Genomic DNA, 21,713 nt, shown 5'->3' on the forward strand with positions numbered 1-21,713 from the left:
CACGCCGCGCCCCTCCGGGGTCCCACGACGGACACGCCGGCCTCGAGCGGTCTTTGAGGCACGCGACCGGCTCATTCGTGCTCCGGAAGCAGCGGCGTCGACCAGCCAGAGTCGCGGCCGAGCTGAGCGGCCCGCGAGACGGATGCCGCACCGAAGCGATCGCGCACCGCGTCGAGCACCGTGTCGAGGCGCACGCCGTCGTCCCAATCGATCGGAAGCTCCGGCGGGACACTGTCGCGTCGGCCGAGCTGCGACAACGAGACGCCGATGAGGGTGATGCCGCGCTCTGCGATCTCCGGTTGCGCGGCGCCGAGCAGTCCGTGCGCGACGGCGAGGATCAGGGCGGTGCGGTCGGTCGGTGAGCGGAACGAGCGGGACCGGGTGGCCTTCGCATAGTCGCCGTAACGGAGCCGCAGCACGACGGTGCGGCAGACGCGGTCGCCGTCGCGCAGGCGACGGGTGAGGCGATCGACGATCTGCGTGAGAACAGCCTCCAGCTCTTCGGGCGTCCGGGGACGGGTGCCGAGGGCGCGCTGCGAACCGATGGAGCCGCGGCGACGCGTGGTGTCGACCGGACGCGGATCCCGCAGCCTAGCGAGTGCGTGCAGGTGCGCGCCGGCCGCCTTCCCCAGCAGCCTCTCGGCGGTCGCCGCCTCGAGCTCCGCAAGCTGACCGACGGTATGGATGCCGAGCCCGTGCAGCTTCCCCGCGGTCACGGCGCCCACACCCCACAGCCGTTCCACCGGGAGCGGGAGCAAGAACTCCCGCTCCTTGTCGGGCTCGACCACCAGCAGCCCGTCGGGCTTGCTGACGGCGCTGGCGACCTTGGCGAGGAATTTGGTTCGGGCGATCCCGACGGAGATGGGCAACCCCACCTCCGCACGAACCCGCTCCCGAAGGCGCACGGCGACCTGCTCGGGGGTTCCGGCGATACGCCGGAGCCCTCCGACCTCGAGGAACGCCTCGTCGATGGAGAGCCCCTCGACGAGGGGCGTCGTATCCCGGAAGATCGCGAAGACAGCCCTACTGGCCGCCGAGTACGCCTCCATCCGCGGGGGCACGACCACCGCCTCCGGGCAGAGGTCACGCGCCTGTCGACCGCCCATCGCCGTTCGCACCCCGCGAGCCTTCGCCTCGTAGCTGGCCGCCACCACGACACCGCCGCCGACGATGACGGGCCGGCCACGCAGCGCGGGGGCATCGCGCTGCTCGACCGAGGCGTAGAAGGCGTCCAGATCCGCGTGCAGCACCGTCGCCTCGCCTCGCATACTGCCCCCTGCATCGAACATTTGTTCTGATCATGGTGGCACCGACCGACGACATCCCTCCAGACTCCGCGCGCGCAGCTCGGGGCCACTACGCCTCTTACGCCGGATGCGCCAGGGGGTCCCCGATCTCCCGAGCACTTCCTAGCGTGGAAACCGGAGCGACCACCCCGGTCGACTTCCGAATCCATCCCTCGCATGAAGACAAGGAGCACTCATGTCCTCGAGTTGGGAAGCCTGGGACTACCGCCAGTCGGTCGATCGCGGGGCCGGTTCCCGCGACCTGGTGGGCTACCACGTGCACGCCACGGATGGCGACATCGGAAAGATCGACGAGGCGAGCAATGATGCCGGCGCCAGCCGGCTCGTCGTGGACACCGGACCGTGGATCTTCGGCCGGAAGGTGATCCTTCCGGCGGGGACGGTCGAGCGTGTCGACGACGAAGACGAGAAGGTCTACGTCGACCTGACGAAGGACCAGATCAAGAACTCTCCGGAGTGGGATCAGTCCAAGGCCGAGCCGGATGACGGCTACCGTGGCCAGCTCGACACCTACTACGGCGACTTCTATCGCTGATCGGAGGGCCGCCATCCTCCCGCAATGACGGAACGGGGTGCAGCCTTACGGCTCCACCCCGTTCCTCGGCCTCAGCTCACCCCTGCTTCGGCACCCGGTTCTCCGCGCTGACCATCCATGCGTACTGCTCGAGCTTCTCGATGATCTGATGGAGCAGATCGGCGCTGGTGGGATCCTCCTCGTCGACCGCGTCGTGCACGTCCCGGCAGGTGGCGACCGTGTTCTCGAGTCGTTCGGTGATGAGGTCGATCACGTCGGCGGTGGCGATCTCGCCCTGCGGGAACTCGGGGAGGCTGGTGGTTTCGGCGACGGTGTCGCTGCGCCCGTCGGGAAGGGCGTGGAGCGCCCGCATCCGCTCGGCGACGGCATCGCTGAATTCGCGAGCCGACTCGATGATCTCGTCCAGCTGCCGGTGCGTGTCGCGGAAGTTCTGGCCCACGACGTTCCAGTGGGCCTGCTTGCCCTGAGAGGCCAGCTCGATGAGGTCGACGAGCACCTTCTGGAGGTTGTCACTCAGCGTCGCGGAGGCGGTGAACCCGCTCTCAGCGTTCTGTTCCTTGGTGAGCTGGGCGCCGCGGGCGGCGCGCCGCTTGTTCCGAGTCGCGGAGGCGGTGGAGTTCTTCGTCGTTGTTGCCATGACGCCGACCGTACGGACGGACGCCGACGCACGCGCAGGGATTGTGCCCGATCGTCGGTCGTGCTAGTCGCTCACCGACCCGCCGCAGAGATCCGCGACGACGCACGGTTGGACGCTGCGGAGGTGACGCCGTCGCCGATCGGCCGCGGTGCACCGGCCTGAGCCTGGCGGAACATCTCGGTCCAGCGGACCCCATCCCAGTAGCGCTCGCTCCCGCGCACGGGGGTGGGGTACCACCCGGCCTTCGTCGCGCCGGGCGCCGAGTCGCACATGGGATTCCTTTCGTCGTACGAGGGCCGGGCCGACCCGCCCCTGGACGTCGGGCGTCCAGGGGCGAGCCGCCGCAGTGCTGTGGGACGGGTTCCCCCGCGTAACGAGTACGCCCCCACCCCGCACCGGGTAGAAGACGCCGGGTAGCGCCGCCGGCTCGCCAGCCCCACACACCGGCAAGGATCGAGGCCTTCGGGTCGGCCTCGACGCCGCGCACGCTCCGTCTTCTATGGAGACTCTATAGGTGCCCTATGTGTGGTGTATAGGAGTCCCAAGGTGACTCTCAGCGTGTTCCCTGGGCGTGCTAAGGTGCCCATATGGCGCGCCCTTACGGAGACCCCGTCGAGATCATCACCGCTCCCGTTCCCGCGCAGTCGCCGTTCATCCCGACCGACGCCAAGATCGTGGTCGGCGCCGTGGCCCCCGCATCCCCGGATCCGATCCCGATCGTGCTGCTGCCGGGCTTCGAATACCGGATGCACGAATGGCGCCACCCCGAGACGCACGAGATCCACTGGCGACTCGAGCGCCGTCGGGCGTCGCGGGTGTCCGACGACCAGTAGGTCGACGCCCAGCGAGCGCGGATTCTCGCCGTGACGGCAACGGTGAGAGAGTCGGAGCATGACGAACAAGGACCGGACCGCCACGACCTATCAGCGCAATGCCTTCGCGCCCGCCCTGATCGCGGCGATCGCCCTGTTCCTCGCGCCGCTGCTGATCGGCGGCGAGTGGTTCCTGCTCATCCGGTTCATCGTCGCGATTCTGGCCGTGATCGTCGCGTGGTTCGCGTTCCAGGCGCGGCACTGGTGGTGGATCCCGGTGTTCGCGGCAATCGCCGTCGTGTGGAACCCGATCTTCCCGTTCGCGTTCGACGGGCCCGTCTGGACCGCCGCGCAGCCGGTCGCCGCCGTGCTGTTCCTGGTCGCGGGCGCGACGATCCGCACCACCAGGAGCTGACGGCCCGCCGGGTCAGGAGGCGAGAATCTCGTCCAGCAGCGCGCGCACACGGCCTTCGATGTCGTCACGGATGCTGCGAACCGTGACCATCGGCTTGCCCACGGGGTCTTCGAGCGGCCAGTCGAGATACCGCCGGCCCGGGAAGACCGGGCAGGAATCGCCGCATCCCATCGTCACGACGACGTCGGCCGCGCGGACGACATCGTCGGTGAGCGGCTTCGGGAACTCCCCGCCGACGGACACGCCGATCTCGTCGAGCGCCTGGACGACCGACGTGCGCAGTTCCAGCCCGGGCGCCGAGCCCGCGCTGCGCACCCCCACACGATCGCCCGCGAGGTGCCGGAGGATTCCCGCGGCCAGCTGGGACCGCCCCGAGTTCTGCACGCAGACGAACAGCACCTCGGGTCGAGCGGGCAGATCGCCCTGGGCTCGACTGAGCGCTTCGAGTCGCGTCGCCGCGAAGGCGGCGGTTCTCGACGCGAGGAGCGGGGAGGTCGACCCGCCGGCGAGGAGGTCGTAGCTGTTCTGAACGCTCGCCCTCACGGTCTCGGAGCTGAACGTACCGCGGAACCGGAGCGACAGGTCGCCCACGATCCGGTCGAGGTCGGGCTCCGACGACGCCGTGTCATCGGCGCCGATGAGCGCGTTCACGCGATCGATCTGATCCGGCGCGATCGAATACCAGACGCGTCGTCCGTCGCGCTCCCTCACGACGACGCCTTCGGACAGCAGCGCCTTCATGTGGTGGCTCACCGTCGGCTGCCGGAGGCCGAGCGCATCGGCGAGCCTTCCGACCAGCGCGTGCCCGCCGTCCGCGTCACGGATCAAGCGAAGGATGCGGGCACGGGTCGGGTCGGCGAGGACCGTGAGTCCGCGCTGGGCCGCGCCTTTCATAGATGGAATTCTATCGACGCTCGATGGTCGACGAGGCCCCACTCCCAGCCTCACGATGCACCGCGTCCCCGGCCGCGCCGCATGACGCGGCCGGCTCAGGCGCCGAGGCCGCGGCGCAGCGCGGCCAGCCCGTAGTCGAACGCGCCGTCGACGTCGCCGCCGAGCCGGAAGGCTCCGGCGAGCTCCATGTGGATGAACCCCGTCGCCCACGCGGTCACGAGGCGCGCGGCATCGAGGGCGTGTTCCTCGCCGGTGATGGCCGCGGCGCTGTCGACGATCGTGAGTCCCGCGCGGTCGAGCAGTTCCTGAGGAGCGGCGGCCGCGAACATGAGCCGGAACCCCTCCGGGCGCTGGTGCGCGAGCGCCCGGTAGGCGCGGGCGAGACCTTCGAGAGAGCGATCGGATGCCTCGAGCCGGCCGATCAGGTCGTCGACGGTCGCGGCGGCGACGGCCTCGATGAGCGCGTCGCGGTCCCGCACGCGCTTGTAGAGCGACGGCGCCCGCACTCCCACGCGCTGCGCGACGCTCTGCATCGTCAGACCGGAAGGTCCTGATTCCTCGAGGATGTCGCGTCCCGCGGCGACGATCTCCGCGTACGACGTGCGTTCCGGCGTCGGCATGAGGGCTCCTTCGATGGCTATTGACAGTAGCCATCATAGCTACGTATCGTAGCTATGCCAAGTTCGGAGACACCGAAGGCTCCCGCGAAGGATCCCCCATGAAGCTCGCACCCCACCTGCACCGCATCGGCAACGACATCGTCGCCGCCTACCTCGTCGTGACGGACGACGGCGTCACCGTCATCGACGCCGGTCTTCCTGGCCACTGGCGGGACCTCGTGCGCGAGCTCGAGGGACTCGGCCTCTCCCCCGCCGACGTCAAGGGCGTCGTGCTCACCCACGGCGACAGCGACCACATCGGCTTCGCCGAGCGCCTGCGCCGGGATCACGGCGTGCCCGTCTACGTGCACGAGGACGATGCCGAGCGCGCCCGGACCGGCGAGAAGCCGAAGGTGTCGACGGGGCCGATGAAGCTCGGGCCGACGCTCGGGTTCTTCGCATATGCGCTGCGCAAGCGCGCGATGCCCACGGCCTACGTGTCGGAGGTCGTCGAGGTGCACGACGGCGATGTGCTGCATCTGCCCGGTTCCCCCGTGATCATCGGCATGCCGGGCCACTCGCCGGGCAGCATCGCGGTGCACATCCCCGTCGCCGATGCCGTGTTCGTGGGCGACGCCCTCACGACGCGCCATGTGCTCACCGGCCGCGAGGGGATGCAGCCGGCGCCGTTCACCGACGACCCCGCCGAGGCTCTGGCTTCGCTCGGACACCTCGCCGGGCTGCAGGCCTCGTGGGTGCTCCCCGGTCACGGCGCGCCCTGGAAGGGATCGCCCGCCGATGTCGCGGCAGCCGTTCGAGCGGGTGCGGCCTGAGCCGCGGCACCTCGAGACCCCCGACTGAACGCGGACTCAGACCGGCCGCGCGGCGGCGAAGAGGTTCGCCGGATCGTAGTCGAGCTTGAGCTGACGCAGCCGCGCCCACGCCGCACCGAACCCCACCGAGCGATCGGCGCCGGGAGCATCGACGAAGGTCAGAGCGAGCGCATCGACCCGCCACGCCACCAGGGCCGCGACACCCGCGCGCACCGCAGCCGTCGCGGGGGCCACAGCCTCGGGCGCGGGCGCCATCGCGATCGAGTGCACGAGATACTCCCCGTCGAGCGAGGCGATCGCGCCGCCGCCCTCCGGCCGACGGTTCACGGCGCCGCCGAGGTGACGCAGCTCCTGGACGCAGATCCCCGGGGTCTGAGCCGCCTCGACGAAGGCGTCGACGGCACGTGCCGGCAGCTCGCCCAGGACCGCGTGCCACGTCACCGACGGCGACGGCTCGGGCGGGTCCATGTGCACGCCGACGAGAGCGGGCGCGGGGATGCGGGCGAACGTGTCGACCTCGGGCTGCAGCGCGCGGAGCGGTTCGAGCAGAGCGGATGCCGCGGCATCCGTCTCTTCGATCGCCCCGTCGATCACGACGACCGAACGACCCGACAGGAACGGCGGCAGCTCGGGCATCGGGGGGATGTGGAGGATGCGCAGGGTGGTGGTCGCGGTCTCGGGCGCGGACTGCGTCCATTGCGCCCACGCGTGCGAGACCTCCGAAGCGCGCGACGCGTCCCACAGCAGCATGCCTGCGAAGACGTCCGCGAGCGGGAGCAGGTCGATCTCGATCGCGACGACGACACCGAACGAGCCCGATCCGCCGCGCAGCGCCCAGAACAGGTCGGGATGCGCGTCGGCGGTCGCCCGCACCAGCGACCCGTCGGCCGTCACCACCTCGACGGCACGCACAGCGTTCACGGCGAGGCCATGCGAACGGGCATAGAACGACAGCCCGCCGCTGAGCGAGTATCCGACGACCGAGACGTCGCCGGCGCTGCCGTGGAGCGCCGTGAGTCCGTGCGGGGCGGCCGCCTCGAGCACATCGTTCCAGAGCGCGCCGCCGAGCACGCGCGCGGTGCGCGCGTCCGGGTCGACCGTCACGCCGCGCAGCGCCCGCAGCGAGACCAGCACGGTGTGTGCGAGGTCGGTGTCGCTGAGCGCGCCCGCACCGTGGCCGGTCGACTGCGGCGCGATGCGCAGCCCCGAGAGCGTCGCGGCACGCACGACGTCGACGACGTCCTGCGGGGACTGCGGGATCACGACGGCGAACGGATGCTGCGCCACGGCGAGATTCCACGGCGTCCGAGCGGCGTCGTACCCGGCGTCGCCGCGCAGCAGGGCGCGGTCGCCGAGAGCGGCGCGCAGCTCGGCCGCGGCGGCGGCCACGGCGGCGTGGGGCATGTCGAGGGCGAGGTCGTTGAGGGACATGGAGATGCCTTTCGGTCAAGGAGCGCAACGGAGCATCACGACGGGCTCCGTCCGCGTGGCCGCGCCACACGCGGCGGCCACCCCCCGAAAGAGCGGGTTCCGCCGCCCCAGATACACGGCGGCGCGATTCCGGCTCAGCTCTCGAAGTCCTCCGGCTCGACCTCGTCGAGGAATCGCTTGAACTCGTCCAGCCGCTCTGCCGCATCGGTCTCGGTCAGCACGTCGGGCACGCCCGCCTCGGCCAGCACCGCGTCGGCGACCCAGATCGGCGCACCGACGCGACACGCGAGGGCCACGGCATCCGACGGACGCGCATCGACGAGCCGCTCGCCCAGCGCCGTCGACAGTGTGATCTCGGCATAGAACGTGCCGTCCTCGATGCGGGTCACCTCGACCTTGACGGCCACCGCGTCCAGCGCGGTGAGGATGAGCCGCATCAGATCGTGCGCGAGAGGTCGCGGCACCTCGGCGTTCTCGACGGCGACCAGGATCGAGGTGGCCTCGAGCTGACCGATCCAGATCGGGAGGACGAAGCCGTCGCCGGGGATCTGGTCGACGGGCTTGAGCAGCAGCACGTGCTGCCCCGACGCGTCGAGCGCCACCCCGGCCACGCGGACCTGGACCATTGCGCACCCCCTCGGCTCGCGGCATCCATCGGCGCCGTCTTCTCTCGGGCCATCGTAGGCACCGCGCGCATGCCCGGGACAGGGGGTGTGCGCACGGTGTCGTCCGCGAACGCGGTATCAGCCACGGGCGCATCGAGATCACGCTGAGCCTCGTGCGGTCGGCCTGAGCCGGCGCGCTGCCCCCACCTGTGGTCAGACGGGCGCTGGGCGAGAGTGCATTCACCGGAATGGATGCTGCGCGCGTACGGTTGCAGACGACATGCAGCGATTCGGAACCCTCTCGTTCGGACACTACGGCCCGCTCGGCGGCGGGCGACAGCTCACCGCCGCGGACTCGATGCTGCAGGCGATCGACCTCGCCCAGGGCATGGACGAGCTGGGGGTGAACGGCGCGTACTTCCGCGTGCACCACTTCGCGCGCCAGCAGTCCTCCCCCATGCCGCTCCTGGCCGCCATCGCCGCACGCACCGAGAACATCGAAGTCGGCACCGGCGTCATCGACATGCGCTACGAGAACCCCCTCTACCTGGCCGAGGAGGCGGCAGCCGTCGATCTCATCTCGGGGGGCAGACTCGCGCTCGGCGTGAGTCGCGGCTCACCCGAGACCGTCGTCCGCGGCTACGAGGCATTCGGCTACAACGGCTCGGAGGACCCGCGGGGCGCGGACCTCGCACGCGAGCACTTCGCCCTCTTCCTGCGCGCGATCGACGGCGAAGGGCTGGCGGAACGGGATGCCTCGTCCCCCTTCGGCACCGGCGCCACCGGGCTGCAGCGCATCGAGCCGCACTCCCCCGGCCTGCGCTCCCGCGTGTGGTGGGGCGCCGGCAACCGCGACTCCGCGGAATGGGCCGGCCGGACGGGTGTCAACCTCATGTCGTCGACCCTCCTCACCGAGGCCGACGGCACCCCGTTCGACCTGCTGCAGGCGCAGCAGATCGACGCGTTCCGCGCCGCGTGGCGCGAAGCCGGGCACGGCGGACAGCCGCGGGTGTCGGTGAGCCGGTCGATCTTCCCCCTCACGACCGCCGAGGAGCGGATGTACTTCGGCGGGCGCCAGGACGGCGACCAGATCGGCGTGATCGACGGGATCCGCTCGACCTTCGGCAAGACCTACGCGGCGGAGCCCGACGAACTCGTCGAGCAGCTCAAGCAGGACGCCGCGATCGCATCGGCCGACACCCTCATGCTCACGATCCCGAGTCAGCTCGGCGTCGAGTTCAACCTGCGCGTCGTCGAGTCGTTCGCGAAGTACGTCGCGCCCGAGCTCGGCTGGCAGTCCACGCGCGTGTGACCTGAGTCCCCGCTCCTCGAGCCGGTGAGGGACTCCAGATGGTCGCGCACGCGAGTTCTTGACCGGTTGGTCAGTCAGGGGTAGCGTTCGAACCGACCCCCGATCGGGAGCCATCAGGTCTCGGAAGGAGGAGATCCGAATGAAGAAGTGGACTCGCTGGGAGGACTGGGTCGCAGCCGGAGTCGGCCTCGTCGCCGCGGTGTGCGCGTTCGCGCTGCCGCAGATGGGCGCCTCGATGCCCTGGATGCTGATCGTCGGAGTTCTGCTGATCGCCGCGGGCGTCGCCAACCTCGCCATGCCGGGGATGGTGGCGATGGAGTACGTGCAGCTGGCGCTGGGCGCCCTGCTGTTCGTGGCTCCGTGGCTGGGCGGATACGCCGACATGCAGTCCGGCGCCGCATGGGTCAGCTGGATCGGCGGAGCGGTCGCGGTGATCGTCGCCGCGCTCGCCGTGAGACCCGCCATGCACATGCACGACCAGGCCCTCCCGCACTGAGGTGCGAGCCGAGACGGGGGCGCCGGATCAGACCGACGCCCCCGCCGTCTTTCTCCAGGACACGATATGACCCGCAGTCGCGAGGCCCGCACGCTGATCCTCGACGCGGCCGAGCGCCTTTTCGCGGAGCGCGGCTTCGATGCCACGCCGACGACGGCGATCGCCGATCTCGCCGGCGTCCCGAAGGGGCTGCTCTTCTACTACTTCCCCACCAAGACGGATCTGCTGCGCGCTCTGGTGGGTGAGCGTCTGGACCTCGATCCGATCGACACCTCCGGGCTCGTCGCGCGCGGGGATCCGGCGCAGACCCTTCTGAACGTCACCGGCCGGCTGCGCGAGCTGCAGGCGGAATCGGCGGTGCGGCGGGTCATCGTGTGGCGCGAGCACCGCACGCACCCGGAGGTGCGCGAGAAGCTCCACGACTACCGCACTCAGCTGCAGACGATCGTCGAGCGTGTCCTCGGGGCGAGCATCCTCCACCCGATCGCCGCGCGGCGGGTCCGCACCGCGGCCGCGGCCTGGGTCGCGATCATCACCACCCCGACGCTCCTCGACCGCCTCGGCGAGGAGGAGCCGATCACGGGTGAGGAGGAGATACCCATCGACTCCGCGGAGTCGGCGGACCTGCCCGCCCTCGCGGACCTGATCACGGCGGGCCTGCGCGAGTCCGCGGCGTGACCCGCAGGAGCAGACTCAGTCGAGCACTTCGATGCCGGTGATCCGCAGCTCCTCGACGTCGAGACGCGTCTGGATCTGCGTCACGACGGCGTCATCGACCGCGCCTTCGCGACGGAGGCGATAGAGCACCTCTCGCTTGCGATCGAGCACCGCGATGCGCAGCCGCGAGTACTCCTCGTCGCGCTCGCGGGGCGAGGGCAGCGGGGCGGGAGCCTCCAGGAGAGCCGTGGCCGCGGCAGATGCCTCGGCCGCCGGCTCCGTGCCGTCGAGCGTCCGATCGCGGGCGGCGATCTGACGGTCGGCCCCGGCCTGCTCGCGGGCCTGGACACGCTCGTTGTTGCGCTCGAGGTATTCGTAATAGTCGCGCGTGAGGCGATCGCGGATCTCCTCGCTGACGCCGTGGTCGTGCGCGAGCTCCTTCACAGCGGTGAGCGCCGCGCCCGTGATGGCGCGTTCGGCGAGCTCCATCTCGTGCTGCAGCGCCATGTCGTCGGGCAGCCGCGCCCACCGCACGACCGCGGGGAGCAGCGGCCCCTGCACCAGAAGCGTCAGCACGATGACGCCGGCGGTGACGAAGATGATCTCGTCGCGGCCCGGCAGCGCCTCGCCCGCGGCGGTGGTCAGCGGCACCGACAGCGCGATCGCGAGCGACACGGCACCGCGGAACCCGGCGACGGCGCTCACGATCCGGGCGCGATAGGTCGTGCGGCGCAGGCGCTGCGACGGGCGGCGGTCAAGCAGCCGGATGATCATGACCGAGGTCGTCTGGAAGACGAATCGCGCGATGAGCAGCACGAGCCACACCGCGATCGTCATCGCCGCGAGCCATCCGATCTCGCTGCCGGGGATCTCATGCGCGACCGCCTGAACCTCGAACCCGATCAGCACGAACAGCGAGCCGTTGAGCAGGAACGAGCCGAGGGGCCAGGTCCACGCAGCCTGCCGGCGCGAGGCGGCGGTGCTGATGCGCGGGTTGATGTACGCGACGATGAGACCCGCCACCACCACCGCGAGGACCCCCGACGCGTGGATGAGCTCTGCGATGAGGAACGCCGTGAACGGCACCAGCAGCAGGGCGATGTTGAGGTTGAGCGTGTTCCGCAGCCGCCGCATGACCAGATAGGCGATCCCGGCCACGACGACGCCCGCCGCCGCACCGCCCACGTACGACAGCAGCACCAGCCCCGTGATGTCGAGGGGCGTGTACTGCCCGCCCACCGCGACGCCGACGGCGACGCCGTAGATGACGAGCGCGGTGCCGTCGTTGGTGAGGCTCTCGGCCTTGAGATTCATGAAGTTGCGACGGGGCAGCAGGCGGCCGAGCGCGGCGACGGCGGTGGCGTCGGTCGGGGCCACCGCAGCGCCGAGGATGAGCGCGGCGTCCCAGGGCAGCCCGAGCGCGGATGCGACGCCCGCGACCGCGAAGGCGCTGGCGACCACCAGCGCGGTGCTCATGAGGAAGATGCCGCGGAAGTCGCGGCGGATGGACCGCAGCGACGTGGTCATGCTCTCCCAGAACAGCAGCACCGGAAGGAACAGCAGCAGGACGGTCTCCGGCGGGAGGGCGATCTCGCGCACCTCGGGAATGAATCCGAGCGCGAGGCCCGCGACCAGGAGGAGCAACGGCATCGCCACCCGGAATCTCGGGGCGAGGATCGCGCCCGTCAGGACGGTGATTCCGACGAGGACGGTGACCTCGAGTCCGTTCATGAGGGCTCCCTTCAGCGCAATGAACCTGCAACCGCGAGCGCCGCCAGCGGATTCCCTCCCGACGGGCGCGCGGCCTCCGGATCGCTCGACTGAGCCCGATCCCGCGCCGGAGCCCTGTCTTCACGCCGACCGCCGCGAGTAGACTCCGGCTGTCGAGGCGATGGAGGCGACGCGGATGGACAGCACGGATCTGGCCGATCTGATCGACGACCTGACCGCGAAGGCGCGGGATGCGTCGAGCGGGCGCGCCGCGCGCACCATTCGCGGCGGCCATGAGCACGCCCTGCGCGAGACGGTCATCGCGCTGCGCGCCGGTCACGAGCTCGCCGAGCACGAGAGCCCGCACGAAGCCACGTTGCAGGTGCTGCGCGGGCGGGTGCGACTCCTGGCCGGCGACGAGGCGTGGGACGGCGCATCCGGCGATCACCTCACGGTTCCCCCGCAGCGCCACAGCCTTGCTGCGCTCGAGGACTCGGTCGTGCTGCTGACCGTCTCGAACCGCGTCCCCTGACACACGGCCTCCGTCGCCCCGCCGCCTGGCCCCACCCGCTCAGGGCAGTCCCGTGACCGGGACGCCGAGCCATTCTGCGAGCTCGGCGATCTCGGCGCGCACCATTTCGGACTCCTCGGGCTCGAATGGCAGGAACTCGTGCAGCGCGTTGATCTTGAGCGCCTCGCGCTCGCGGTCGACCTGGGCGTCGAGCATCCCGACGAATCGGTCGCCCATCAGGATCGGGTGAGCGAAGAAGCCGTACCGCCGCTGGGCCTTCGGTTTGAACTGCTCGAGCACATAGGTGAACTCGAAGACCTCCTCGAGCCGCTTGCGGTCGAAGAGCAGGCTGTCGTACGGGTTCAGGAAGGCGACGCGACCGCCGGAGTCCTCCTCGTCGAGCGCGGCGAGCGCTTCGGGGTCGACGCGATACTTCGTGGTGCTGCCTTCGACGACGGCGGGTTCGCCGGTGTCCTTCGTGACGCCGCTCCAGTACCAGTGGGGTTTCGTGAGTCCCGCCGACTGGAGTCGGCGCGCCGCCAGCAGTGCAGCGGCCTCGTCGTCCTCATACTCGGGCAGGTTCTGCGGATACACGCGCTCGGCGAGGTCCCAGACGCGGTGCCGACCCTCACGGCCGGTGACCGCGACCTCGCCCTGGCGCAGCAGGAAGTCCAGCATGTGGGGCACCTGGTTCGATCCCGACCAGCCGTCGGGCGCGCGACTCACCTGCGCCGTGTCGGGGATGTCGCTCGCGAGGAGCGGACCCTCGGCGCGCAGCCGTGCGAGCACGTCGGCGCGGAACCCGGCGTTCGCCTCCAGCCACTGCCGGCTGCTCTCGCGCTGCGGCCACCGGCGCATGGCCGGCAGCATCAGGGGCAGCAGGCTCGTCGGGCGGAACGTGCCGTCGAACTCGAAGAGCAGCCGGTCGTCCTCGACGACCTTGCGCAGCTGACCGGGCTCATACGACCAGCCGATCCGCGACCACAGCACCGTGTGCTCGCACGGTGCGATCGTCGCGGTCGGGTCGATCTTGATGTAGCCGAGCTGCTCGGCCACCTCGACGACGTCACCGGGCCGCTCGGCGTCGAGCAGCTGCGCGCGCACCACGATGCGCCGCGCCTGTTCCCGCGTGAGCTGATGCGCCGTCACAGCGTCGCGATGCTCTTCTCGATGACGCGAGCGGATGCTGCGGCCCCGTCCTCGCCGGCATACGCGGCGCGCACGCGCTCGGCCGCAGTGCGCATCCCCTCGTCCGCCAGCAGCCGCCGCACGGCGTCCGCGAGCGCGGGCGTGCCCGCCTGCTTCGGCGTCAGCGCGAGGGCGTTGCCCTGCCTGACGCACTGGTCGACGTTCCAGACCTGCTCGGGCTGGAGCCCCATGCCCACGAACGGGATGCCGGCAGCGCAGGCCGTCTGCACCGTTCCCTGCCCGCCGTGAAGCACCGCCGCGTCGACGAGACCGCCGAGGCGGTGCGCCGGCAGGAGCCCGGTCACGTGGACGTTCGGAGGCAGAGCGTCGTCGTCTCGCAGGTAGTGCTGCACCGGCGCGATCACATTCACGGGAAGCGCGCCGAGCTGCGATGCGGCCGCGAGCACCATCTCCCGGTTCGCCGACGAGCCGAGCCCGAGGTAGACGAGCGGCTCGGAGCGCTTCGCGAGCTCGGCCACGATGGGCGGCATCGGCGTGTCGATGTGGGCGAAGATCGGTCCGACCCGCTGATAGGCCGCAGGAAGCGTGTAGCCCTCCAGCTCCCAGGGCATCACGGTGAGGAGGTTGTAGTCGGCCTCGAGCAGAGACACCACGGTGGTGAGAGGCGGAACACCGTTCGCCTTCGCTACCCGGCCGAACGCCCGGGGAGCGAGCGGCAGCCGGTTGTAGGCCAGGCGCAGCGCGCTCGTCGCCACGCGGTCGAGCGCATGGGCGATCCGGCCGCTCCCCCGCACCATCCCGAGCCGCGCGGTCTGGGCGACCTGCGGGCGAGTCAGCGCGAACGGCACCGCATAGAACAACGGCACCTTCTCTGCCCGCGCCGAGATCATCGACGTCACGTTCGACCCGATCACGACGGCTGCGGCTTGCGTCCGCCGGATCAGCGCGCGCTCGGCGTCCACCCGCGCGGACACCAGCTCGTCGGTGAGCGGACTGCGCAGCGTCTTGCCCTGGTCGAACCGCATCAGCTGCTCGCGCTGCGCAGCGCTCATCGAAGGCTCGGTCGAGCGGTAGTCGAAACCCGCGTCGGTGATCAGATGCGCGAAGTCCGGCTCGTACCCCATGAACACGGCCCGATGCGCGGGATCGAGGGCCCGCGCCACCTCGATCATCCGCGTCACCTCGGCGAGGTTGAACGTCACGGGGCAGAAGAGGACGGTCGCCATACCCTCATCCTGGCAGGGGCCCGCCCGGGGCGTCTCAGCGCTCGACGATGTCGCCGGCGTGGACGCCGATCCACGCCATGAGCGGCATCATGCGCTCCATCAGCTCGTCGCCGAGCGGCGTCAGCGAGTACTCCACGCGCGGCGGCACCTCGGGATACGACGTGCGCGCGACGAAGCCATCCTTCTCGAGCGTGCGCAGCGTCGAGGCGAGCATCTTCTCGCTGATGCCCTCGACGGTGCGACGCAGCTCGCCCCACCGGATCGTGCCCTCGGTGAGGGCCATGAGCACGAGCACGCCCCACTTGCTCATGACGTGGTCGAGGACGACCCGCGTCGGGCACGCCTCGTCGAAGACGCCGGGCATCTCGGCCCGGATTTCCGCAAAACTCACCACCACGTGGGTACCTTACCTCAAAGTGGGTACCCTCCGGCTGGAATGTCCATGGTCGCCGCGGGCGTTGGCGTGGGGTGAGTGCGCACGGCGCCTCCCCACCGAAAGGACACCCATGACCATCCTCGTGACCGCCGCCGGCGGACAGCTCGGCCACCTCGTCATCGACGCGCTCCTCGATCGCGGCGTCGCCCCGGGCGACATCGTCGCCGGCGCCCGCACGACCTCGAAGGTCGCGGATCTCGTGGACCGCGGCATCCGTGTCGTCCCGCTCGACTACAACGCTCCCGAGTCCGTCGCCGCGGCGCTCGAGGGTGTCGACGCCGTGCTGCTCATCTCGGGGTCCGAGCCCGGCCGGCGCTACGAGGGCCACGTGAACGTGATCGACGCGGCCAAGGCCGCGGGCACCGCCAAGGTCGTGTACACGAGCCTCGCGCACGCCGACTCCGTGGACCTCGTGCTCGCGCCCGAGCACAAGGCGACCGAGGAGTACCTCGCCGCCAGCGGCATCCCCGCCGTCGTGCTCCGCAACAACTGGTACACCGAGAACTACACGCCCGACGTGCTGCGCGCCGCTGAGACCGGCGTGGTCGCCGCGTCCGTCGGTGACGCGACCGTCGCCGCCGCGAGCCGTGTCGACTACGCCGAGGCTGCGGCCGTCGTGCTCACCGAGGACGGCCACCTGGGCCGCACCTACGAGCTCTCGGGCGACACCGCCGTGTCGTACGCCGACCTCGCCGCGGCCGCCGCCGATGTGCTCGGCCGCGAGGTCGCCTATGTGCCGGTCTCGCGCGAGCAGCTCGAGGCGGCGCTCGCCGAGGCGGGCCTCGATGCGGGCACCGTCGGCTTCGTCGCCGAGATGGAGGCCGGCATCGCGCGCGGCGTCCTGGCCGACGCCGACCCGACGCTCGCGCGCCTCCTCGGCCGCCCCACCACGCCGGTCGCCGAGGGCCTGCGCGCCGCCGTGGAGGCGTCGCGCGTCAACGCCTGACCCGACGACGGCGAAGGGGAGGGATGCCGCGGCCGCAGCATCCCTCCCCTTCGCCGACGGCCCTACTGCCGGGTTGCGCGATCGATCGCCATGACGAGGATCACGCGGTCCTCCTTGTCGCGGGGCGGAGTGGAGCTCGGGTTGCCGTACCGGTTCTGGAGCCGCACGTAGAACGCTCCCTCGGGGTCGGGGACGACGTCGACGAGCTTGCCCGCGACCTCGAGGTACCGGAAGGGCGAGTCGGGGTCGAGGATCGACAGCGACATCGACGGGTTGTGCTGCAGATTGCGGTACTTCTGCCGGTAGTTCGTATGCGTGAACCGGACGTGCTCCCCGTCGAACTCGAACCACATCGGGTTGACCTGCACGGTGTCGTTGGGCCGGATGGTCCCGAGGTGCGCGTACACCGGGAGCTCGAGCAGGTGGCGGCGGTCAGCGGGGACGATGTCGTCGACGTGAGGCATGGCTCCAGTCTGCCGTCGCGTCGGCGGGCGAGGGCGGATCCCTGAACTCCGCGTCACGAACTACGCTCGGACCATGGCGACGCAGCCCGCACCGGGGTGGTACGACGACGGCTCCGGCAAGCAGCGCTGGTGGGACGGCACGCGCTGGACCCACCAATACATCGACTTGCGCGCTCCCGACATCGAGCTGCGGACGGATGCCGGCCCCGCCGCGTCCGGACCGGCACAGCCCGGCTGGTACGACGACCAGCGCGGGCGCACCCGGTGGTGGGATGGCCGCCGCTGGACCAGCGAGGTGCGCTACAGCGGCCACGAGCAGGACTTCGCCGGTGTGGTGATCGACGGCGGGTGGATCCACTTCGGCGACCTGAGCCAGCCGGTGAACGAGGTCGCCGCCTCGGCGGACTCGGGCGATGCACTGCTGCGCCGCCCGGAGTTCACGAAGGCAGCCGTCGAGCGACGGATGTTCGGGCCTGCCGGTCCGATCACGCCGCGCACGCTCAACCGCGCGATCACGCGTGTGGCCCCGCACCTCGTGGTCGCGGGACCGCAGCTGTGGGTCGTGCCGTTCCCGCCGGAGCGCGATGCCGAGGCCCGGCGCTTCATCAGCTGGGTGAACAGCAGCGCGGACCACTACCGCTATCGCTGAGCGGGGCCCGACCGGCGCTCAGCGAGCGGGCGAAGACGTCGTCGCCTCGGACTCGTCGAAGCCGGGCAGCACGAGCGGAAGCTCGCGTGTGTCGTCCCACGGCTCAGTCCAGCCGAGACGGTCGAACAGCGCCTCGAGCACCATGCCGGTGAACCCCCACACCAGGTGCTCACCGGTCGCATGCCGCACCAGGAATCCCGGCCCCCGCCACTCCTGGCCGCCGCGGCGGATCACGGTGACACCCCGGTTCCGCGGGTTCAGCAGATCGGCGACGGGCGCGCGGAAAACGTCGGCGGACTCCGCCTCGTCGACGACGCGGACCGGTGACGGATGCCGCCACCACGCCAGCACCGGAGTGACCACGTGCTGCGAGAACGCGAGGGGGATGTCGACGAGCTCGCCGAGCACCTCGACGCCGTCGGGGTCGAGGCCGGTCTCTTCGCGGGCCTCGCGCAGTGCCGCGGCCACGGGGCCGTCGTCGCCCGGATCGAGACGGCCGCCGGGGAAGGCGACCTGGCCCGGGTGCGAGCGCAGCGTCGTCGCGCGCGACAGGAGCAGTACGTCGAGATCGCGCGACACCGCGTGGGCCTGCGCGTCGTGGTCGCTGGGGAGCGTATCGAGCACCCCGAAGAGCATGAGCACCGCTGCCGGGCGCGGGTCGGCCGGTGAGGGCAGATCGAGCAGCGCGCCCGCGCCGGTCGCGGACGCGTCGGCGAGCGCGGCAAGCTGGGCGCGCGCACCGAGGGCGTCACCTGGACGTGCCTCGCCGGTCTGCGGAGTCGACGGCTGCGGCATCCGTTCAGGCTACGCCGCATCACCGACACGCGGCCGCCGCTGAGGGAATCTGCTGTTGACCGCCGCTCCGCCGTGCGGCTACGTTCGCCCCGTGGCGCACCGGCGCCATCGGGCGCATCGCGCCCCGTGTGCCTGCGCTGCTGGGGAGCCGCATGATCACCGTCGAAGGCCTTCGCGCCCTGCACGTCTTCGCCGAGGTGCCCGACGCGGCCCTCGCGTCCCTCGCCGGCGCGGTGGAAGACATCCGGCTCGTGACGGGCGAGTACTTCGCGCACGAAGGCGACGACCGGGCGCTCTTCGTCGTGGTCGAAGGCCTGGCCGAGATCACGAAGGTGGTGGGCGCCGAGGAGCGCGTCATCGGCACGCGCCGGCCGGGTCAGTTCTTCGGCGAGGTCCCGATGACCCTCAGCACGCCGTTTCCTGCGAGCGGCCGCGCCGGAGAACCGACGCGCGTGCTCAAACTCGAGCCCGCCGTCTACTACTCCCTCGCCGCCGCTGCGCCCTCGGTGCCCGACCGGGTCGCGGGGCTCGCGCGGCGCTACCTGGACTCGCTGCAGACCATGGCCGCCGAGCAGCACGCGTATGAGGTGCGGCTCATCCATCCACGGCGCAGTGCCCGCGCGCACCGCATGATCGGGTTCCTCACGCGCAACCAGGTCGATTTCGAAAGCGTGGACGCGGATGCCGCCGCCGACGCCGCCCAGTACCCGGTGCTGGAGCTCGCGAACGGTGCGCGGTTCGAGAATCCGACGATGCGGGAGACCGCCGAGGCGGTCGGGCTCGATGTGACGCCCGCCTCCGGCCGCTACGACGTGGTGATCCTGGGTGCCGGTCCCGCCGGTCTCACCGCCGCCGTGAACGCCGCCGCCGAGGGTCTGCGGACGCTCGTGGTCGAGACCTTCGCTCCCGGCGGCCAGGCGGGCACCTCGACGCGGATCGAGAACTACACCGGCTTCCCTTTCGGCATCTCGGGCGACGACCTCGCGAGACGGGCCTTCACGCAGGCCCAGCGGCTGGGCGCCGAGATCGTGGTCACCCGCACGGTCGAGGCGCTGGACCCCCAGACGCGCGAACTGACGCTCGACGGCGGCGACGTGGTGCGCGCCGAGGTCGTCATCCTCGCGACCGGTGTGGTGTGGCGAACGCTCCCGGTCGCCGGCGTCGACCGGTTCCTCGGCAGCGGCATCTACTACGGCGCCGCGCGCAGCGACTCGGCCGTGGCGCAGGGTGCGGACGTCGTCATCGTCGGCGCCGGGAACTCGGCAGGTCAGGCGGCGCTGTTCTTCAGCAGGCACGCACGGTCGGTCACGATGCTGGTGCGCGGCGAGTCGCTCGAGGCGAGCATGTCGCGCTATCTCATCGACCAGATCGCGGCGATCCCTGCCATCCGCGTCGAGACGCGCAGCGAGGTGGTCGGACTGCACGGCGCCGATGCGCTCCGCTCCGCCGACATCGCCGACCGGCGCACGGGCGCTGTCGCGGAGCGGGACGTCGACGTGCTCTTCGTCATGATCGGTGCGGATGCCGAGACCGCATGGCTGCCGGCCGAGATCGCCCGCGACGCGCGCGGGTTCGTGCTCACCGGAGCGGATGCGGCCGAGTCAGGGGCATGGCGAGAGGCGCGCCGCCCGTTCGCCCTCGAGACGACTGTGCCCGGCGTCTTCGCGATCGGCGACGTCCGGTCGGGCTCGGTCAAGCGCGTCGTCGCCGGCGTCGGCGAGGGCGGCGCCGCGATCGCGTTCACGCACCAGTACCTCGCGCTGGGCGCGGGCGGTGCCTGACGCCGCGCACAGCATCGGAGTATTCGCGCGACACGCCGGGTAGCGGCATCCGTCCCCCGCATGTCGCCGACGACCACCGACGCTGTGCACGGCGACCGGCGCGGACTCAGCCTCGGAAGTAGGTCTCCGCGACGCGGGCGAGGTCCCACAGGTCGCTGACGCCGGCGAGCTCGCGCGCCGAGTGCATGGAGAGGATCGGGATGCCGACGTCCACGGTGCGGATGCCGAGGCGGGTCGCCGTGATCGGGCCGATCGTCGAGCCGCACGGCACCGCGTTGTTCGAGACGAACTCCTGGCTGGTGACGCCCGCCGCGGCGCACCAGCCGTTCCAGGCGGCCGCGCCCGCGGCATCCGTGGCGTAGCGCTGGTTGGCGTTGATCTTGAGGATCGGGCCGGAGCCGAGCACCGGCTGCACGACGGGGTCGTGCTTGTCGGCGTAGTTGGGGTGCACCGAGTGGCCCACGTCGCTCGAGACGCACCAGGACGCGGCGAGGGCACGCAGCTGCTGCTCGCGATCGGCGCCCAGCGACAGCCACAGCCGCTCGAGCACGCCGGCGAGGAAGGGTCCGGCCGCGCCCGACCGGGTGCCCGAGCCGACCTCTTCGTGATCGAAGACGGCCAGCATCGCGATGTGGTCGGAGTCGGGACCGTCGGCCGCGCGCTCGAGCGCGACGACGCCCGCGTGCACCGACGCCAGGTCGTCCAGGCGGCCGGAGGCGAAGAAGACGTCGTCACGCCCGAAGGTCGCACCGCGCGCGGCGTCGGCGGTCACGACGTCGTAGCCGCGGATGCGCGCCGCGTCGACGCCCGCCTCACGCGCGAGCTCGCCGAGGATGTCGGCGGACTCCGCCTCGCCGAGCCCCCACACCGGCTGGGTCTGCGACTGCTTGTCGAGGGCGAGGTGGTCGTTGACCTCGCGATCGAGGTGGATCGCGAGCTGCGGCAGCCGCAGCAGCGGGCCGGTCGCGGCGAGCACGGCCGTGCCGTCGTCGAGCACGAGGCGACCCGCCAGACGCAGTTCCCGGTCGAGCCACGAGTTCAGGAGCGGACCGCCGTAGATCTCGACGCCGGCCTGCAGCCACCCGAGTCTGCCCGTGGTCGGCTTCGGCTTGAGCTTGAACCCCGGCGAGTCGCTGTGGGCGCCGAAGATGCGCACGCCCGTCGACGCCGACGCGCCCTGCGGTACGACCCATGCGATCGCCGCACCGTCACGCACCACGACGAACTTCCCACCGGCGGGAGCCGGCCATCCGTCCGCCTCGTCGAGACGCGTGAACCCGGCGTCCTCGAGGCGGCTCGCGACCTCGGCGGCGGCGTGGAAGCTCGACGGCGATGCCGCCACGAACGCGGCGAGATCGTCGGCGTGCGCGAGCGCTGCGGGGCGGATGGGAGCGGTGGACGAGGGCACGGATGAGCCTCCTGTAGGCGTGCGGCGGGTGCTTCGATCGTAGTTCGGAGGACCTTCCCAGGGCGCTCGGGGATCGGTATCAGGGTCGTTGATCTGGCCTTTTCG

At 71.1% G+C, this 21,713-nt stretch carries 25 protein-coding genes; 11 read left to right on the forward strand and 14 right to left on the reverse strand.

All coding sequences use genetic code 11. From position 1 onward, the window contains the following. Positions 1 to 71: 71 nt before the first annotated feature. Positions 72 to 1,268, reverse strand: a complete 1,197-nt coding sequence (gene dinB, locus AC3A46_RS03955) for a DNA polymerase IV (protein ID WP_487663908.1) — start codon at positions 1,266 to 1,268, stop codon at positions 72 to 74. Between the two features lie 214 nt (positions 1,269 to 1,482). Here dinB and AC3A46_RS03960 point away from each other — a divergent pair, with 214 nt between their 5' ends. Further along, positions 1,483 to 1,842, forward strand: a complete 360-nt coding sequence (locus tag AC3A46_RS03960; RefSeq protein ID WP_487663909.1) for a PRC-barrel domain-containing protein — start codon at positions 1,483 to 1,485, stop codon at positions 1,840 to 1,842. A 76-nt stretch (positions 1,843 to 1,918) separates the two neighbouring features. Here the strand turns inward: AC3A46_RS03960 and AC3A46_RS03965 are convergent, their stop codons facing one another. Together AC3A46_RS03965 and AC3A46_RS03970 are read right to left on the reverse strand one after the other, a co-directional pair. Next, positions 1,919 to 2,479, reverse strand: a complete 561-nt coding sequence (locus AC3A46_RS03965; RefSeq protein WP_487663910.1) for a Dps family protein — start codon at positions 2,477 to 2,479, stop codon at positions 1,919 to 1,921. Between the two features lie 71 nt (positions 2,480 to 2,550). After that, positions 2,551 to 2,751 carry a DUF2510 domain-containing protein gene (locus tag AC3A46_RS03970; protein ID WP_487663911.1) on the reverse strand — a complete coding sequence of 67 codons (201 nt, stop codon included), beginning with the start codon at positions 2,749 to 2,751 and terminating at the stop codon, positions 2,551 to 2,553. 315 nt (positions 2,752 to 3,066) lie between these two features. On the opposite strand from AC3A46_RS03970, the gene AC3A46_RS03975 reads away from it, so the two are divergent. Both AC3A46_RS03975 and AC3A46_RS03980 read left to right on the forward strand, forming a co-directional pair. Further along, positions 3,067 to 3,312 (forward strand): hypothetical protein, encoded by a 246-nt coding sequence (locus tag AC3A46_RS03975; protein WP_487663912.1) that lies wholly within the window; start codon positions 3,067 to 3,069, stop codon positions 3,310 to 3,312. Between the two features lie 58 nt (positions 3,313 to 3,370). Next, positions 3,371 to 3,706: a DUF6804 family protein gene (locus AC3A46_RS03980; RefSeq protein WP_487663913.1), complete on the forward strand. Its 336-nt coding sequence runs from the start codon at positions 3,371 to 3,373 to the stop codon at positions 3,704 to 3,706. A gap of 12 nt (positions 3,707 to 3,718) precedes the next feature. Here AC3A46_RS03980 and AC3A46_RS03985 read toward each other — a convergent pair whose 3' ends face one another. Together AC3A46_RS03985 and AC3A46_RS03990 are read right to left on the reverse strand one after the other, a co-directional pair. Next, positions 3,719 to 4,600 (reverse strand): metalloregulator ArsR/SmtB family transcription factor, encoded by an 882-nt coding sequence (locus AC3A46_RS03985; RefSeq protein WP_487663914.1) that lies wholly within the window; start codon positions 4,598 to 4,600, stop codon positions 3,719 to 3,721. Between the two features lie 95 nt (positions 4,601 to 4,695). Then, positions 4,696 to 5,220 (reverse strand): TetR/AcrR family transcriptional regulator, encoded by a 525-nt coding sequence (locus AC3A46_RS03990; RefSeq protein ID WP_487663915.1) that lies wholly within the window; start codon positions 5,218 to 5,220, stop codon positions 4,696 to 4,698. A 98-nt stretch (positions 5,221 to 5,318) separates the two neighbouring features. Here AC3A46_RS03990 and AC3A46_RS03995 point away from each other — a divergent pair, with 98 nt between their 5' ends. Further along, the gene (locus tag AC3A46_RS03995) at positions 5,319 to 6,032 is read left to right on the forward strand and encodes an MBL fold metallo-hydrolase (protein ID WP_487663916.1); all 714 of its coding nucleotides are present in this window, start codon (positions 5,319 to 5,321) and stop codon (positions 6,030 to 6,032) included. A gap of 36 nt (positions 6,033 to 6,068) precedes the next feature. Here the strand turns inward: AC3A46_RS03995 and AC3A46_RS04000 are convergent, their stop codons facing one another. Both AC3A46_RS04000 and AC3A46_RS04005 read right to left on the reverse strand, forming a co-directional pair. Beyond that, entirely contained in the window at positions 6,069 to 7,463 is a 1,395-nt protein-coding gene (locus tag AC3A46_RS04000; protein ID WP_487663917.1) for an FAD-binding oxidoreductase, read from the reverse strand. A gap of 134 nt (positions 7,464 to 7,597) precedes the next feature. After that, a complete protein-coding gene (locus AC3A46_RS04005; protein ID WP_487663918.1) occupies positions 7,598 to 8,089 on the reverse strand; it encodes a bifunctional nuclease family protein in 492 nt (163 codons plus the stop codon). 259 nt (positions 8,090 to 8,348) lie between these two features. Here AC3A46_RS04005 and AC3A46_RS04010 point away from each other — a divergent pair, with 259 nt between their 5' ends. The 3 genes from AC3A46_RS04010 (at position 8,349) to AC3A46_RS04020 (ending at position 10,554) form a co-directional block, all read left to right on the forward strand. Then, a complete protein-coding gene (locus AC3A46_RS04010; protein ID WP_487663919.1) occupies positions 8,349 to 9,380 on the forward strand; it encodes an LLM class flavin-dependent oxidoreductase in 1,032 nt (343 codons plus the stop codon). A gap of 139 nt (positions 9,381 to 9,519) precedes the next feature. After that, positions 9,520 to 9,876 (forward strand): SPW repeat domain-containing protein, encoded by a 357-nt coding sequence (locus AC3A46_RS04015; protein ID WP_487663920.1) that lies wholly within the window; start codon positions 9,520 to 9,522, stop codon positions 9,874 to 9,876. A gap of 66 nt (positions 9,877 to 9,942) precedes the next feature. Then, complete coding sequence (locus AC3A46_RS04020) at positions 9,943 to 10,554, forward strand: TetR/AcrR family transcriptional regulator (RefSeq protein ID WP_487663921.1); 612 nt, start codon at positions 9,943 to 9,945, stop codon at positions 10,552 to 10,554. Positions 10,555 to 10,569: 15 nt separating this feature from the next. Here the strand turns inward: AC3A46_RS04020 and AC3A46_RS04025 are convergent, their stop codons facing one another. Further along, the gene (locus tag AC3A46_RS04025) at positions 10,570 to 12,264 is read right to left on the reverse strand and encodes a Na+/H+ antiporter (protein ID WP_487663922.1); all 1,695 of its coding nucleotides are present in this window, start codon (positions 12,262 to 12,264) and stop codon (positions 10,570 to 10,572) included. A gap of 175 nt (positions 12,265 to 12,439) precedes the next feature. Between AC3A46_RS04025 and AC3A46_RS04030 the strand changes: the two genes are divergently transcribed. Next, positions 12,440 to 12,775: a cupin domain-containing protein gene (locus tag AC3A46_RS04030; RefSeq protein ID WP_487663923.1), complete on the forward strand. Its 336-nt coding sequence runs from the start codon at positions 12,440 to 12,442 to the stop codon at positions 12,773 to 12,775. 39 nt (positions 12,776 to 12,814) lie between these two features. On the opposite strand, the gene AC3A46_RS04035 is transcribed toward AC3A46_RS04030, so the two are convergent. Genes AC3A46_RS04035 through AC3A46_RS04045 form a run of 3 tightly spaced genes read right to left on the reverse strand, consistent with a single transcriptional unit; the run spans position 12,815 to position 15,526 of the window. After that, positions 12,815 to 13,903, reverse strand: a complete 1,089-nt coding sequence (locus AC3A46_RS04035; RefSeq protein WP_487663924.1) for a DNA glycosylase AlkZ-like family protein — start codon at positions 13,901 to 13,903, stop codon at positions 12,815 to 12,817. Continuing rightward, complete coding sequence (locus tag AC3A46_RS04040; RefSeq protein ID WP_487663925.1) at positions 13,900 to 15,129, reverse strand: glycosyltransferase; 1,230 nt, start codon at positions 15,127 to 15,129, stop codon at positions 13,900 to 13,902. Before AC3A46_RS04040 ends, AC3A46_RS04035 begins: the two co-directional genes overlap by 4 nt. Positions 15,130 to 15,163: 34 nt before the next feature. Continuing rightward, positions 15,164 to 15,526, reverse strand: coding sequence for a winged helix-turn-helix transcriptional regulator (locus AC3A46_RS04045; RefSeq protein ID WP_487663926.1), 363 nt, complete (start codon positions 15,524 to 15,526; stop codon positions 15,164 to 15,166). A 109-nt stretch (positions 15,527 to 15,635) separates the two neighbouring features. Here AC3A46_RS04045 and AC3A46_RS04050 point away from each other — a divergent pair, with 109 nt between their 5' ends. Beyond that, complete coding sequence (locus AC3A46_RS04050; RefSeq protein WP_487663927.1) at positions 15,636 to 16,511, forward strand: SDR family oxidoreductase; 876 nt, start codon at positions 15,636 to 15,638, stop codon at positions 16,509 to 16,511. Between the two features lie 62 nt (positions 16,512 to 16,573). On the opposite strand, the gene AC3A46_RS04055 is transcribed toward AC3A46_RS04050, so the two are convergent. Next, entirely contained in the window at positions 16,574 to 16,975 is a 402-nt protein-coding gene (locus AC3A46_RS04055) for a PPOX class F420-dependent oxidoreductase (RefSeq protein ID WP_056369280.1), read from the reverse strand. A gap of 73 nt (positions 16,976 to 17,048) precedes the next feature. On the opposite strand from AC3A46_RS04055, the gene AC3A46_RS04060 reads away from it, so the two are divergent. Next, positions 17,049 to 17,624, forward strand: a complete 576-nt coding sequence (locus AC3A46_RS04060; protein WP_487663928.1) for a DUF2510 domain-containing protein — start codon at positions 17,049 to 17,051, stop codon at positions 17,622 to 17,624. 18 nt (positions 17,625 to 17,642) lie between these two features. On the opposite strand, the gene AC3A46_RS04065 is transcribed toward AC3A46_RS04060, so the two are convergent. Then, complete coding sequence (locus AC3A46_RS04065; protein ID WP_487663929.1) at positions 17,643 to 18,419, reverse strand: NUDIX hydrolase; 777 nt, start codon at positions 18,417 to 18,419, stop codon at positions 17,643 to 17,645. 152 nt (positions 18,420 to 18,571) lie between these two features. Between AC3A46_RS04065 and AC3A46_RS04070 the strand changes: the two genes are divergently transcribed. Continuing rightward, positions 18,572 to 20,200 (forward strand): FAD-dependent oxidoreductase, encoded by a 1,629-nt coding sequence (locus AC3A46_RS04070; RefSeq protein WP_487663930.1) that lies wholly within the window; start codon positions 18,572 to 18,574, stop codon positions 20,198 to 20,200. A 106-nt stretch (positions 20,201 to 20,306) separates the two neighbouring features. Here the strand turns inward: AC3A46_RS04070 and AC3A46_RS04075 are convergent, their stop codons facing one another. After that, the gene (locus tag AC3A46_RS04075; protein WP_487663931.1) at positions 20,307 to 21,608 is read right to left on the reverse strand and encodes a M18 family aminopeptidase; all 1,302 of its coding nucleotides are present in this window, start codon (positions 21,606 to 21,608) and stop codon (positions 20,307 to 20,309) included. Positions 21,609 to 21,713 lie beyond the last annotated feature (105 nt).

The sequence above is a fragment of the Microbacterium sp. Soil_C_42 genome, assembly GCF_057656735.1.